Genomic DNA, 13,621 nt, shown 5'->3' with positions numbered 1-13,621 from the left:
GCCACGACTCACCGCTCGGCGGCCCGCAGGAAGTTCCGGATGATGTCGTGGCCGACGGCGGTCAGCACCGACTCGGGGTGGAACTGCACTGCCTCGATGGGGTACTCGCGGTGGCGCACGCCCATCACGAGTTCGGTCGCCCCGTCGGCGGTCTCTTCCGTGGTCGTCGCGGAGACGACGAACTCCTCGGGCACCGACGAAGCGATCAGCGAGTGGTAGCGCCCACCCTGGAACCCCTGTTCGAGCCCGCGGAAGACGCCCTCGCCGTCGTGGTCGATGGGCGAGGCCTTCCCGTGGATCGGTTCGGGGGCGCGACCGACGGTGCCGCCGTAGGCGTACACCGCCGATTCCAGCCCGAGACAGACACCCAGCGTCGGAACCTCGGGGCTGACCTCGCGGAGGACGTCCATCGTCACGCCCACGTCGCGGTCGTTCTTGGGGTGGCCCGGTCCCGGCGAGAGGACGATGGCGTCCGGGTCGAACGCCTCGACATCGTCCAGCGTGGCCGTGTTGCGGACGACCTCGGTCTCTGCGTGTTCGGAGACGTACTCGACGAGATTGTACGTGAACGAGTCGAAGTTGTCGACGAACAGCACGCGCATATTCGCCGGCACGGCGCCCTCGCCCGCGGGTGCTGGCGCGCTCATCGGTCTCCCTCCGGGGCGACCTCGACCTGGTCGTCGTTCCGGATCCTGTCCAGCGCGACCAGTACGCCGTCCATCTTCTGTTCGGTCTCCTCGTACTCGCTGGTCGGATCCGAGTCCGCGACGATGCCCGCGCCGGCCTGAACGGTGACGCGGTCGGCGGTCCCGTCGGCGTCGGGCAGCGGCGCGTCGGTCTCGATCGTCGCCGAGCGGATGACGATGGCGAAGTCGGTGTCACCACCCCAGTCGAAGTAGCCGACGCCGCCGCCGTAGGGGCCCCGTGGCGACAGTTCCAGTTCGTCGATGATCTCCATCGCGCGGATCTTCGGGGCGCCCGAGAGCGTGCCCGCCGGGAACGTCGCCCGTGCAGCATCGAAGGCGTCGGCCGCCTCGTCCATCGTCCCCGTGACCGTCGACTCGATGTGCTGGACGTGGCTGTACTTGAGGACGTTCATGAACTCGTCGACCCGGACCGAGCCTGGTTCGGAGACCCGGCGAACGTCGTTGCGCGCCAGGTCGACCAGCATCGTGTGTTCGGCCCGTTCCTTGTCGTCGGCGAGCATCTCGCCGGCCAGCCGGCGGTCCTCGACCGGGGAGTTCCCGCGCGGACAGGTGCCCGCGATGGGGTTCGAGACGACGCGGTCGCCGGCCACCGAGACCAGCGTCTCGGGGCTGGCGCCGACGATAGTCAGGTCGTCGTACCCGAGCAGGTACATGTACGGCGAGGGGTTGACCGACCGCAGTGCCTCGTACAGGCCAAGCGGATCGACGTCGCCGTACAGTTCACGAGTGCGTGAGATGACGCCCTGGTAGATGTCGCCCGAGAGGACGTACTCCTTGGCTCGCTCGACGGCGTCCTCGTACTCGTCCTGGGGGCCGGCCACCTCGTCGACCTGGGTGAAGCCGCCGGTGTCAAGCGGGTCCAGGTCCGAGAGGACAGACTCGACGCGTTCGGCCTCGGCGGTGAGTTCGTCGTAGCGGGCGCCCGCGTCCTCGTCCTCGCGGACGACCGGCGTGAACACGAGTTCGACGCGGTCCTCGACGTGGTCGAACCGGACCGTCGCCGTCGTCAGGACGAACTGGGCGTCCGGGAACCGCGAGTCCGGTCGGTCCAGGCCGACCTCGTCCAGCCAGAGGTCGTAGACGGCGTCGTAGGACAGGAAGCCGACGAGGCCACCGTCTAGATGCTGGCGGTCCATCTCCGGGAAGCCCCGGAGTTCGACGTCGGGCATCGCCGCCCGGAGATCGTCGACGACGTCGCCCCCGTCGGTCGTGACGAGGTCGGCGTACCGGTCGTCGAAGACCTCGACCTCGCTGTCGTCGCCGGTGACGGTGACGACAGCGCGTGGGTCGTAGCCGACGAACGAGAAGCGCGCGTGCCGGTCGTCGGTATCAGGCGCGAACGCACCGTCGGGGTCGCTGGACGCGACCTTCTCGGCGCTCTCAAGCAGGAAGGTGTAGTCGCCGGCGTCGACGTCGGTCGTTCGGCCCGTCAGCGCGGCGTAGGCCGTCAACGGCTCGACGTCGACGTCCAGTTCTGCCGCGGCGCGGACGACGACGGGTCGGTCGGCCTCGGCGTCGGCGACGAACTGCTCGCGCGAGCGGTCGAGGGTCACGCGGCCACCTCCACGCCGGTCGCCGCGGCGACGAAGCGCTCGACGGCGTCGTGATCTTTGACGCCCCCGCTGGCCTCGACACCGCTGGCGACGTCGACTGCGAACGGCCGAACGGTCTCGACGGCCGTGGCGACGTTCTCGGGCGTCAGTCCGCCTGCGAGCACGACCGGAACGTCCAGCGAGGCGACGAGGTCGCGCGTGCGTTCCCAGTCGTGGGTTTCGCCCGTGCCGCCGGCCCCGTCGGCGTCGACCGAATCGACCAGCAACGCGTCGGCGTGGTCGGCGTAGGCCTGGAGGTCGTCGGCCGCAGCGTCGACGACGGCGACGACCGGTTGTGAGACGCGCCGCCGTAGCGCGCCCAGTTCGCTCGGCGAGAGCCCGTCGTGGACCTGGACGGCACCCGGTTCGACGGCGTCGACGCGGCGGACGGCCGCCTGGACGGTCGTCGGCATGGTCACGAGGACACTGGTCACGAACGGCGGGACGCCCTCGACGAGGTGTGCGGCCGTCTTCTCGTCGACCTCGCGGGGGGTGTCAACCGGGACCCCGTGGATGACGCCCACGGCGTCGGCCCCGGCCGCGACGACGGCGTCGCGGTCCTCGGCGGACGTCACGCCACAGATCTTGACCCGCGTCATACCCCGACCAGGTCCTCCAGTTTCGCGGCGGCGTCGCCCGAGTCGATGGCCTCGCGAGCCAGTTCGACGCCCTCGGTGTGGGTCTCGGCGACGCCGGCGACGTAGATGGCCGCGCCCGCGTTCGCGAGGATGATGTCCCGCTTGGCGCCGTCGACGGTTCCCTCGACGATGCCCCGCAGGTCCTCGGCGTTTTCCTCGGGGGAGCCACCGGCGACATCGTCGATGTCGTAGGTCTCCAGCCCGATGTCCTCGGGGACCATCGTGTACTCCTCGATCCGGTCGCCGGTCACCTCGGCGACGGTGGTCTCACCGTGGATGGCGATCTCGTCGAGGCCCGCGCCGTGGACGACCAGCGCCCGGTCGACGTCCATCCGTGCGAGTGCTTCCGCGACGATCGGGACGAGGTCCGGGTCGTAGACGCCCAGGACCTGCGCCTCCGCGCCGGCGGGGTTGGTCAGCGGCCCGAGGATGTTGAACACCGTCCGCATCCCCAGTTCCTTGCGTGGCCCGATGACCGCCTTCATCGCCGGGTGGAACACCGGCGCGAGCATGAACCCGATCCCCTCGTCCTCGATAGCGTCCTCGACGGCCGGCGGCTCGGCCTCGACGTCGACGCCGGCGACCTCCAGTACGTCCGCGCTGCCCGACGAGGACGAGACCGAGTAGTTGCCGTGCTTGGCGATGGGGACGCCGGCCCCGGCGGCGACGATAGCGCTCGTCGTCGAGACGTTGATCGTGTCGTAGTCGTCCCCACCGGTTCCACAGGTGTCGACGAGCGTGTCCCGCTCGGGTGCGATGGTCCGAGCGGCGTCGCGCATCCCCTGAGCGAATCCGGCGATCTCGGCCTCGGTCTCGCCTTTCGCCCGGAGCGCGGTCAACAGCGCGCCGATCTGAGCCTCCGTCGCTTCTTCGAAGACCAGGCCCGCGACCTCGCGTGCCTCGTCCTGTGTCAGGTCCTCACCGTCTGTGACGCGTTCGATGTACTCCTGCATAGTATGCACCAATGGACTATTTCGTGTTGTGATGTACAAATTCGTACACTGACTTAACGTTGTCGGGCCGGCGGCCGTATCCGGCTGGTGTGGGTCGAACCAACAGACGACGCACGGATACCGAATTCGAAACCTTCAATTATACCCCCCGGCAACAGAGAAGTGTACGAGGCAGCGAGGGTTCGTGGTCTAGGTCGGTTATGACACCTCCTTGACATGGAGGAGGCCGGCGGTTCAAATCCGCCCGAACCCATATTTCTGTCGCGAACCAACCCGTGAGTGACTGAATCGTTCATGCGGACGGGTTCGACTGTCAACTCATAGCAGAGGGCACGCCCTGGCCCCAGCGCTCGCTCGATTCGATCGGGGACCTGTCTGCTAAAGTCGAGGCCGTCGCGTCTGACTCGGGCGATCAGGCGGTGTGTTCAGAGGAACGCGAGCAGGGCTAGTCCGATCCCGATGGTGTTGACGAGTCCGTGGATGATGCTCACCGTCAGCAGGCTGTTCGTCCGTTCGTAGACGTAGCCGAGGACGAAGCCGGTCGCCGAGATGCTCAGCACCGCCCCCCAGACACCGATGGAGAGGAGATCCGAACCACCGAACCAGTAACTCGGGATGTGCGTGAGACCGAATCCGATTGCAGTGATCGAGATCGCGGTGATTGCCCCGAACGATTCACGCAGGCGGCCCTGGACGACGCCGCGGTACAGGAACTCTTCGATCGGCGCAATGAACAGCAAGTTGGCGACGATGAACAGCGAGTAGATGAGCACGGGGTTCTCGACCGCCGCCGCGTTCGAGATGTTCGTCGCCGACCCGGATCCGAAGAGACTTACCACGAGTTCGGTGAGGAGTGACGCGACGATGATTGCGGCCAACCCACCGAGGATCCAGCCGCCATCACGGAGCGTCGGCCACCGGAGATCGTAGTTGATCGATACCGGTCGGTACCGAAGGTAGACGATGCCGACGACGGCGAACCAGAACGTGGCGAGCGATCCGCCGATGATGAAGGTTAGCGCGAAGCTATCACCGAGTCCCACGAGCGTCTGGAACCGGCTGAACCCTTCTACAATCAGAAATCCGCCGAACGTCGAGATTCCGAGCAGTGCGAAGGCCGCAAGGAAGCTTCGGGCGGTCCCGTGTCCCGTCGAGGCCCCGGGTGATCTCTCGGACCGCACCTGGTCTTGTTGTTTCGTAATTGACGACATGCTGTATCACGGCATATTTGCCGTTCGTCTAAACGATACCCGAGGTAATAAATTCGTAGTGACATTTTCTAACTCAGTCTACGACTGAACGAACTGCTGGTTACTACTGAGGTGCTCTCCCTCACTACTGCATTTACGCTGTGTATGCAGCGAGGTTATCGACACCGATCACCGATCGATGGTTTCACCAGGGCCGGATTTGCAGTAGACGAGACACCCGAAGCGAGCATATCTCGGCGTGGTTCGAGTCCGCCGGGAGAGTTCCGCTCACCCGTAGCCCTGCGCTGGCGCGCAGGACGCCCGAACCCACTACTTCTGTCGCGACCAATTCGGAGCGACGAAATCACCTGTGTGCCGAGACTCGATATCTCCGGTATGGTCGGCCGCTCACTCGGTCCGGATCTCGAACCGAGCGCCCCCGTCTGTGCTCTCGGTCACCGAGACAGCCCAGCCGAGCGAGGAACCGACCTCCTCGACGATACAGAGCCCGAAGCCCGTTCCATCGGCGTCCGTCGAGTACCCCGGTTCGAACAGCTCGTCTCGGTGCTCCGGTGGGATACCAGGACCGTCGTCGGCGACGTAGAACCCGCTGTCGTCGTCCAGATCGTCGACGGTTACCGTCGTCTCCGCGTCTGTCGAGCCAGCGTGTTCGACCGCGTCATCGGACCCTGTCCGATTGCTCGTGGAGCCGTGCTCCACGGCGTTCCGGAACAGGTTCCCCAGCAGATGCCGCAGATGGGATTGTGTGGCGTCGACGGTGCAATTCACGTCACAGTCCAGCGTTGCTCCGGACGTATCCAGTTCTCCCCAGACTGCGTGGACGGTCCGTTCGAGGTCGATCCGCTCGGTCTCGCCGGCGACGTCGCCCTCACGAGCGAGCACGAGGAGGTTGTCGATCATCTCGTCGATGTCCTCGATGGCGTCCACGACCGTCTCGACGTGTTCGAGATCGCCAGTCTGCACAGCGAGTTCGGCGTGGCCCGCAGCCACCGAGAGGGGATTACGGAGGTCGTGGCTCACGAGTCCGGCGAAGTTCTCCAGCCGCCTGTTCTTCTCCCGGAGTCGACGCTCGCGCTCGATCCGGTCGAGGGTCGACCCGGTGTGTGAGACGAGTAGTTCGGCCAGTCGAAGGTCCTGTTCGTCGAACCGGGCGACCTCTTCGGAGACCGCCTGAAAGACGCCGTGGTCGCCGACAGGGACGCTGACGACCGATCGATAGCTCTCCCTGGACGGGTCGGAGCGCTCGTTCTCGTGGATGTCGTCGACGATCAGTGATTCCCCCGTCTGGAACGTCTGGCCGGCGTTCCCCTGATCTGGCTCCATCGGACGAGCGCCGTCGGCGGCGGCATCGGCGGAGATCGCTTTCGGGACCAGCATCCCGTCCTCGTAGAGTACGACCGTCGAGAGTTCGAACTGGAGGATGTCGGCGGCCGCGACGATCGTCTCCCGGCAGGCGTCCTCCGCGGTCGTCGCGGCGCCGATATCCGTGGCCGCCCTGTGGAGCGCTTCGATCCGCTCGGCCAGCGGCGTCTCCGCGACGGTTGGCTCTCGTGGTGGGGAGTCCCCACTGCCCTCGGTAGGGCTGTCGGGACCCTCGTCCCCGGTCATTATCTGATGATAGGTACGGATACTCATAAACCCACGAGACGGTTTCAGCGTCGCCGAGACGAATACTCGGAGAAACAGGACGCGACGATTTCGGGTTTCGTTGCCGGGCGTTAGACGACGCTCGCGTCCGGAGCGCTCCGGCTGATCTCGCTCTCCTGGCCGCTGTCGAGGCGCTCCAGTCGGTCCATGATGGTGTGGACGATGTCTCCCTCGGTGCAGGGCGCGACGTGTGCGAGTTCCCCGTCGCGGTACTCGGCCAGACCCATGACGGGCAACACCATCGCGTCGTAGGCCTCCTCGGTGACCTCCGACTCGACCTCGGTGGTCTGGTAGAACGACTCCAGGGAGACGTTGTGCGAGAGGGCCCACTGCTTGAACTCCGCGACCCGGTTCAGGATGTACGTGCCTTCCTCGGTACCAGCGGCAGCGGATTCCGGGGCGATCTGTTTGCCCCAGACCACGACGTTGAACCCCTCGATCTCGTCGTCGGCGTCGAGTCGTTCGAGATGGTCGATCACCGCTTCCTGTCGCTCGTTGGCGCCGTCGGGCAGCATCGACCGGACGTAGAGTTCGATATGCGTGGTGGACGTGTCTTCGCTCATGTCTGTTACGAGTCATACAGGCGAGACTACAAATAGATACTGTGGGGACTGTATGCACATCACGGGAGAGTATATATTCCTATTACCACGGCGCTATCTGGTGGTTCTGTAGAATGTAGTTTCCAGCGTTGTGCCAGAAAGGGAGCAGCGTTTCCAACCGAAACGCGTCATACGGAGTCTGACACATCTCGCGAGTCAGTGTCACGCTGGCCGTGGATCGTCTCGTGGAGTCCGATGACCAATCCGGGCACGACGACCATGAAGATGTGTTCCTCGATGGGGATCCCCAGCAGATCCACGCCAGTCCGGAGCGTGATCTCGAAGACACCGACTTCCAGCGTATACCAGTCCCAGACGTACGCGATCGGGTACAGAATCACGATGGTCCGGGCGGCCTTGCGGAGCGCCTCGGCCCGCCACAGCAGGACCAGGGCGACGCTCCCCCAGAGGACCTCGGTGACGAGGTATGTGTAGGGGCCGAACACACCGATATCCGGAAGCATATTCCACGGACGTATTGACGGTGCAAAAACCTATCCGGAGGTCTCCCTTGCCGGGAACCGAACCAAGCTTGATAACCCTTCACGTCGAACCTCCGCGGTGTGAAGCACGATGGATATTGCTGATATCGCCACCAGAGAGTTTGTCGAGGTCGACGCCAACAAGCGCCTCGGGAAGGTTCGGTCTATCTTCGAGCGCGAGAACCCCAAGGGCATCATCGTCACCGAGGACGGTGCCTACGCTGGCGTCATCACGCAGAAACAGTTGGTCCAGTCCCACGTGGAGGACAACGCGAAAGCGGGGGCGATGACGAGCACGGCGCCCAAAGTCGCGCGGACCGACGACGTGCGGAAGGTCGCTCGCGTGCTCGTCGAGGGCGGGACCAAGCTTGCACCCGTCTTCGAGGGAGAGACCCTCTGGGGGATCATCACCGAGGACGCCATCCTCGAAGCGGTCCTCGAAAATCTCGACGCCCTCACCGTCGAGCAGATCTACACCCAGGACGTCATCACGGTCGAGGAGGACACCAACGTCGGCCAGGTTGTCAACCTCCTGCGGAAGAACGGCATCTCCCGGCTGCCGGTGCTGGACGGCGACGACCAGCTCTCCGGCATGACGACCCGTCACGACATCGTCGACGTCGTCGTCCGGGACATGAACAAAGCCACCAGAGGCGACCGTGCCGGTGAGATCGAGCGAATTCTCGACCTGCCAGTCTACGACGTCATGTCCAGTCCGGTCGCGACCACGACCCTCGACGAGTCCGTCCGGGACGCCGTCGCGCGGATGCTCGAACACGACTTCGCCGGCCTCGTGGTCACGCCCGAGAACGACGATACCCACGTCGCCGGGATCGTCACCAAGACCGACGTCCTACGTGCGCTGACCTACACCGAGGAGGAACACATGGACGTCCAGATCACCAACATCAACCTTCTCGATACGATCAGCCGCGAGGACATCCGCCAGTCCATCCAGGACGTCGCCGACAAGTACCAGGCGATGCAGGTCCAGCACGCCCACGTCCGGTTCCACGAGCACAAGGAGAAACTCCGTGGCACCCCGCTGATCCAGTGCCAGATCCGGCTCCGGACCAACAAGGGCCAGGCCGCCGGCTCCGGCGAGGGCTACGGCGCCGAGACGGCGTTCAACGTCGCGCTCGACAAACTCGAACGGAACGTCCTCGAACTGAAGGGCGTCCAGGCCGACGAGGAGTACCGCGGCCAGCTGCTGCGGAAGCTCGGCGAGCTGTAGCCGGGTCTCTCTCGTTCTCTCCCGCTTACGACTGTGATGGGTCCGCCGTTGTCGGCTCGCGAGCGGCCGTGAGTCTCCTGTCGAACTCCGCCCGAACGTCAGCAGCCAGTTCGTCAGCCGGCGCCTCGGCGTCGGCCGACCAGTCGTCGAACGCCTGCGGGACCAGAAGATACGAGACGGCCCGGTAGAGCGATTCGTACCGCTCGAACCCAGGCGGGAGCGCTCCCGCTCGCTCCCGGTAGCCCTCTAGCAGCGCATCGTCGAGGGCCGACTGTTCGGTCTCGGAGACGTCCGGCTGTCCGGTGTGGTGGAACATCGCGTCGACCAGCCCGAAGGCCGGGTCGCCGACGAGAGCGCGCTCCCAGTCGAGCAGTCCTGCAGGGTCGAGATGGACGTTGATCCGACTGGGATCCCCGTGGAGGAGTGTCGGTGAGCCTTCGAGCGTAGGGTCGACCTCGCGGACAGTCTCGACGAGTCGTTCGGGCATGTCCGCGAACCGCTCGGGGAGCCAGTCGTCCGCTCGCGCTTCGATGGTCCGGCACAGCGTCTCGGTCCAGGTTCCCTCCCGCACCGTGAGGGCGTCGGCGTCACCGCCGGTGACGACACCCGGACGATCGAACCTCGCATCGTGGACGCCGGCGACGACTGTACCGAGACTGCGAAGTAGCGGCTCCCGGTCACCGCCCTCGGTCCACCTGTCGTTGAACAGCGTCCCGGACAGCGGTTCGGTGAGCAGATACGGCGGGTCAGCTGCTGGGTCGGCGGCCACTATCGCCGGCGTCCCGACTCTGCAGTGAGTCCCGGCGTAGCGGATCGCCGCGATCTCGCGTCGGAGTCGCCTCGTTGTCTCGGTCGTGGTCTTCACATAGACCGGGTCACCGTCCGAGAACGTCACGAACGCCGTTTCGTTACCGGGACGGGTCGTCTGTGGATCGATCGTCTCGACGGTACGGTCGGGGAGGGCGCTGTGGAGGGCGCGTTCGATGGCGTCGGACATACGGGAGATTCCGTCTCCGTATTCGGCGTTCGGGTGAAAAACGTTCGCCCACCGGACTCTGTCGGCGACGCCGTGGTACCTCTGCGGGGCGCCGGTTCACCGGACGTACTTCGAGAACACCTTCGACTCGACTGCCCGGAGGTGCTTGCCGACCGTTCCGGGTTCGACGCCGACCTCTCTCGCGATCGCGTCCTGTGTCGCCTGGCGTGGCTGCTCGTAGTAGCCGAGCCTGAGTGCCACCTCCAGGACCTCGCGCTGCCTGTCGGTCAGGTCCGCGAAGACGCCCTCTGCTTCCGGGTAGTACGGCCCAGTCGACTCCAGTTCGATGTCGACGGTGTCCGGCAGATCCATGGGTTGTCCCGCGAAGTCCGTCTCGCGGCCCACGAGCGTGACACGCTGGCCACCGTCCTCGGTGTACTCGATGGGCATCTGCACGACGAAGTCCTCGGCCTGGTTGCTTCCCATGAGGCGTCTGGTCAGCGGCGTCGGGTCGACGCGGCTGTAGCAGTACCCCGACTCGTCACCGGAGACGGCGAACTCGTGGACCGACGCCGTCGTCTCCATGATCTCCCGGTACCGATCGAGGTCGCCCGACACCTCCGCCAGGAGGGCGATGGTGCCGTCGTCGAGTTCCTTGACCTCGTGGATCGCCCGGCGCTGGACCGCCGGGTCCTCGGCCAGTTGCCGCTCCACGGGGTGGAGCTCCGCCGGGTCCGGGTACATGACCACGGTGACGTACCGCATCCCGTTCGAACGTCGCGTCGCGACCGACATAAAACCGGTTCGGATGCGGCAGGGTAGCGCTACGGGCGTCGACACCGAAAGAACAGGTATGGCCGATACGAGAGCACCACCGACCGTCGACGGCTTGCCGATAGTGGGCAACGCGTTCTCGTTCGCCCGCGACCCGGTGACCGCCATGGAACAGTGGGCTACACGGGGCGGGCTCGTCCGGCTCCGGATCCCCGGCGAGTCGATGTATCTGTTGACCGATCCCGAACTGATCGAGCAGGTCCTCGTCGAGAAACACGAGCGGTTCTCCATCGGACCAGCACAGCGGGACTCCTTCGAGGGCGTCGAGGACCACGCGATCACAACCACGACGGGCGAGCGATGGCACCGTCTCCGTAACGCGCTCCGGCCCGCCTTCGCCAGAGACGCGCTCGACCGGTACGCCGACCGGTTCGGGCCGACGACGGCGTCGTTCGTCGAGCGGTGGGACGCCGGCGCCGACGTCGACCTCCACCACGAGATGCGACGGTTGACCGTCCAGTTGCTGGCCGACGCGCTGCTGGGTGTCGACGCCAGTGGCGACGAAGCGGCCGTCCTGGCGGCCTCGGACGCCCTGGTCGACCGTGCCGACTTCGGGCGGCCGGGACAGTTGCTCCCGGACTGGGTGCCGACGCCGACCGACCGGCGCTTCGAGCGCTCCGTGGCTGCCCTCGACGACTATGTGGCTGGGATCCTGGACGAGAAAGACCCCGATACGGGTGGGGGCGACGTGTGCACGCGCCTGCTCGCTGCACGCGAGGCCGGCACGCTCTCCGCCCAGGAGGTCCGCCACAACGTCGTCGGTCTCCTGCTGGCCGGCCACGAATCGCCCGGCCTGGCGCTGACCTACGTCTGGTATCTCCTGAGCGACCATCCCGAGGTCGCCGCGTCACTCCGGGCAGAGTACGACGACGTGGTCGACGGACCGATACCCGACGGAACAGCCTACGAATCCCTGTCCCGGACCCGGAACGTCGTCAGGGAGACGCTCCGGCTCTATCCGCCGACGATGGGGATCAATCGCCAGACCCTTGATCCGGTGACGCTCGGCGAGTACGACCTGCCAGCGGGCGCACAGGTCCTGATCCCCCAGTGGGTCCCCCACCGCGACGAGCGGTACTGGGACGCCCCCGAGCGGTTCGACCCGGACCGCTGGGACCGGGCCGCCGACAGGCCCGAGTACGCCTACTTCCCGTTCAGTGGCGGCCCCAGATACTGCATCGGGATGGAGTTCGCCCGCGTGGAGTTGACGCTGGCACTGGCGACGATGGTCGGCCACGTCGATCTCGACGTCGCCGTCGACGAACCGCTCTCCTTCCGACCGACCATCGCACTCCGTCCGGAACAGACGATATCGGCGACGGTCCATCCTCGCGGGTGAGTCGGCCTCGACGAACTGGGTATCAGTCGCCGAGTTCGTCCGACTGCTTTTACATCCGACCCACTGAACGAGAGATAGGTACCGATGTCGTCTGCCGATTCCCCGCTCGACCGCGCTGTCTCACCAGTTATCTCCAACATCCTGATGGTCGCCGTCGTCGTGATTCTCTCGAGTGTCGTCGCCGTGACCGCGTTCGCGTTCCTCAGCGGGACCGGGTCGCCGGCCCCTCAGGCGACCTTCGCGTTCGACTACGACGCACAGAACGGCACGCTGACCGTCGCCCACGAGAACGGCGACCAGTTCACCGACGGCAACACCCTGGCACTGGCGATCCAGCTCCGGGACGCCGACGGTGACACCGTGCGAGAACAGTGGGCCGGCCAGAGCGGGAGCGCGGTCGCGAGTTTCCCGGTCAGCGCCGGCGACACCGTGACGGTCGACGACGGTCACGGATCGGCCACCGGCGACATCTCGGTCGGCTTCGACTTCGCCGAGGGCGACACCGTCGCGATCGTGTGGGTCAACCCCGACTCCGAGGAGTCGTTCGTCCTGCGGGAGTACGAGATCCCGACGGACGCGACCGGTGCGAGCACGCCACCGGCGAATCTCGCGCCGACCGAGTCGGTCCAGACGGCCATCGACAACGCGAGCCCGGGCGACACCATCAGGCTGGAGAGCGGCGAGACGTACGACAGCGACGCCACCATCACGGTCGACAAGGACGTGACGATCACGTCACAGGACCCCTCGAACCCGGCGACAATCGAGGTCGGGAGTGGCTCCCTTTCGGAGACGGGAATCACTGTCGACGCGGCGGGGGCGACCCTCGACGGCGTCCGCGTGGATGGCGGCTCCAGTATCGGCAGCGGCGAGGAACTCGTCGCGCTCGACGCACCCGACACCACTGTCACCGACAGCACACTCGTCCGCGATGGCCGGGGCTCGAACGCCAACCTCAGGGTCAACGACGTCGACGGTATCACGGTGACGGGCCTGACTGTCCGGGGCGGCCCGATCAGCGGCCGGATCGGTGCCGGAGACACGGCCACTATCTCCGACAACACGGTCCGCCGGACCAGCGCTCAGGGGATGTGGTTCTACACCGGAAGCGGCGACGTGGTCGCGGCGACTGGTAACGACGTCGCTGACTACAGCGGCTCCTACGGCATCGAGTTCGTGACCGGGACCCCGGACGACGTCAACGGCGAGACGACCGCCCAGGCACAGGCGAACAGCCTCGTCTGCCAGAACACCGTCCAGGGCGACAACACGCGGGTCGACGGGACCGACGGGAATCCAGCTAGCTGTTGAGTGCGCCAGTTCCATGGTCTACACCGCGGGAACCGATGAGCGACTCTCCAGCAGGCGCTTGGCGGATAGATCGGTTACCAAGGACTGAATACCAG

At 66.0% G+C, this 13,621-nt stretch carries 13 protein-coding genes and 1 tRNA gene; 4 read left to right on the top strand and 10 right to left on the bottom strand.

Annotated elements, in window-relative coordinates:
• Positions 1 to 8 precede the first annotated feature (8 nt).
• From trpG to trpD, 4 genes are read right to left on the bottom strand one after another with little or no spacing between them, the layout of a single operon-like run.
• Complete coding sequence (trpG, locus tag Hhyl2_RS03825; protein WP_483549405.1) at positions 9 to 647, bottom strand: anthranilate synthase component II; 639 nt, start codon at positions 645 to 647, stop codon at positions 9 to 11.
• Positions 644 to 2,260: an anthranilate synthase component I gene (gene trpE / locus Hhyl2_RS03820; RefSeq protein ID WP_483549404.1), complete on the bottom strand. Its 1,617-nt coding sequence runs from the start codon at positions 2,258 to 2,260 to the stop codon at positions 644 to 646. Before trpE ends, trpG begins: the two co-directional genes overlap by 4 nt.
• Complete coding sequence (locus Hhyl2_RS03815; RefSeq protein ID WP_483549403.1) at positions 2,257 to 2,898, bottom strand: phosphoribosylanthranilate isomerase; 642 nt, start codon at positions 2,896 to 2,898, stop codon at positions 2,257 to 2,259. The genes trpE and Hhyl2_RS03815 overlap by 4 nt, the downstream gene beginning before the upstream one ends.
• The gene (gene trpD, locus Hhyl2_RS03810; protein ID WP_483549402.1) at positions 2,895 to 3,890 is read right to left on the bottom strand and encodes an anthranilate phosphoribosyltransferase; all 996 of its coding nucleotides are present in this window, start codon (positions 3,888 to 3,890) and stop codon (positions 2,895 to 2,897) included. The genes Hhyl2_RS03815 and trpD overlap by 4 nt, the downstream gene beginning before the upstream one ends.
• 178 nt (positions 3,891 to 4,068) lie before the next feature.
• On the opposite strand from trpD, the gene Hhyl2_RS03805 reads away from it, so the two are divergent.
• Positions 4,069 to 4,143: transfer RNA gene (locus Hhyl2_RS03805), tRNA-Val, on the top strand.
• Between the two features lie 172 nt (positions 4,144 to 4,315).
• Here the strand turns inward: Hhyl2_RS03805 and Hhyl2_RS03800 are convergent.
• From Hhyl2_RS03800 to Hhyl2_RS03785, 4 genes are all read right to left on the bottom strand, one after another.
• A complete protein-coding gene (locus Hhyl2_RS03800) occupies positions 4,316 to 5,071 on the bottom strand; it encodes a lysostaphin resistance A-like protein (RefSeq protein ID WP_483549401.1) in 756 nt (251 codons plus the stop codon).
• A 417-nt stretch (positions 5,072 to 5,488) separates the two neighbouring features.
• A complete protein-coding gene (locus tag Hhyl2_RS03795; protein ID WP_483549400.1) occupies positions 5,489 to 6,709 on the bottom strand; it encodes a sensor histidine kinase in 1,221 nt (406 codons plus the stop codon).
• Positions 6,710 to 6,819: 110 nt separating this feature from the next.
• Complete coding sequence (locus Hhyl2_RS03790; RefSeq protein WP_483549399.1) at positions 6,820 to 7,311, bottom strand: HTH domain-containing protein; 492 nt, start codon at positions 7,309 to 7,311, stop codon at positions 6,820 to 6,822.
• 167 nt (positions 7,312 to 7,478) lie between these two features.
• A complete protein-coding gene (locus Hhyl2_RS03785) occupies positions 7,479 to 7,814 on the bottom strand; it encodes a lycopene cyclase domain-containing protein (protein ID WP_483549398.1) in 336 nt (111 codons plus the stop codon).
• A gap of 109 nt (positions 7,815 to 7,923) precedes the next feature.
• On the opposite strand from Hhyl2_RS03785, the gene Hhyl2_RS03780 reads away from it, so the two are divergent.
• On the top strand, positions 7,924 to 9,066 hold the full coding sequence (locus Hhyl2_RS03780; protein ID WP_483549397.1) for a CBS domain-containing protein: 1,143 nt from the start codon (positions 7,924 to 7,926) through the stop codon (positions 9,064 to 9,066).
• A gap of 25 nt (positions 9,067 to 9,091) precedes the next feature.
• Here the strand turns inward: Hhyl2_RS03780 and Hhyl2_RS03775 are convergent, their stop codons facing one another.
• Together Hhyl2_RS03775 and Hhyl2_RS03770 are read right to left on the bottom strand one after the other, a co-directional pair.
• The gene (locus tag Hhyl2_RS03775) at positions 9,092 to 10,063 is read right to left on the bottom strand and encodes a phosphotransferase family protein (protein ID WP_483549396.1); all 972 of its coding nucleotides are present in this window, start codon (positions 10,061 to 10,063) and stop codon (positions 9,092 to 9,094) included.
• A gap of 96 nt (positions 10,064 to 10,159) precedes the next feature.
• The gene (locus Hhyl2_RS03770) at positions 10,160 to 10,807 is read right to left on the bottom strand and encodes a helix-turn-helix domain-containing protein (RefSeq protein ID WP_483549395.1); all 648 of its coding nucleotides are present in this window, start codon (positions 10,805 to 10,807) and stop codon (positions 10,160 to 10,162) included.
• A gap of 88 nt (positions 10,808 to 10,895) precedes the next feature.
• On the opposite strand from Hhyl2_RS03770, the gene Hhyl2_RS03765 reads away from it, so the two are divergent.
• Positions 10,896 to 12,215: a cytochrome P450 gene (locus Hhyl2_RS03765; protein WP_483549394.1), complete on the top strand. Its 1,320-nt coding sequence runs from the start codon at positions 10,896 to 10,898 to the stop codon at positions 12,213 to 12,215.
• Between the two features lie 84 nt (positions 12,216 to 12,299).
• Positions 12,300 to 13,526, top strand: coding sequence for a type IV pilin domain-containing protein (locus Hhyl2_RS03760; protein ID WP_483549393.1), 1,227 nt, complete (start codon positions 12,300 to 12,302; stop codon positions 13,524 to 13,526).
• Positions 13,527 to 13,621: the final 95 nt, after the last annotated feature.

The organism is Haloarcula sp. H-hyl2, from assembly GCF_056934385.1.
This window is presented reverse-complemented; position numbering and strand designations above follow the sequence as displayed.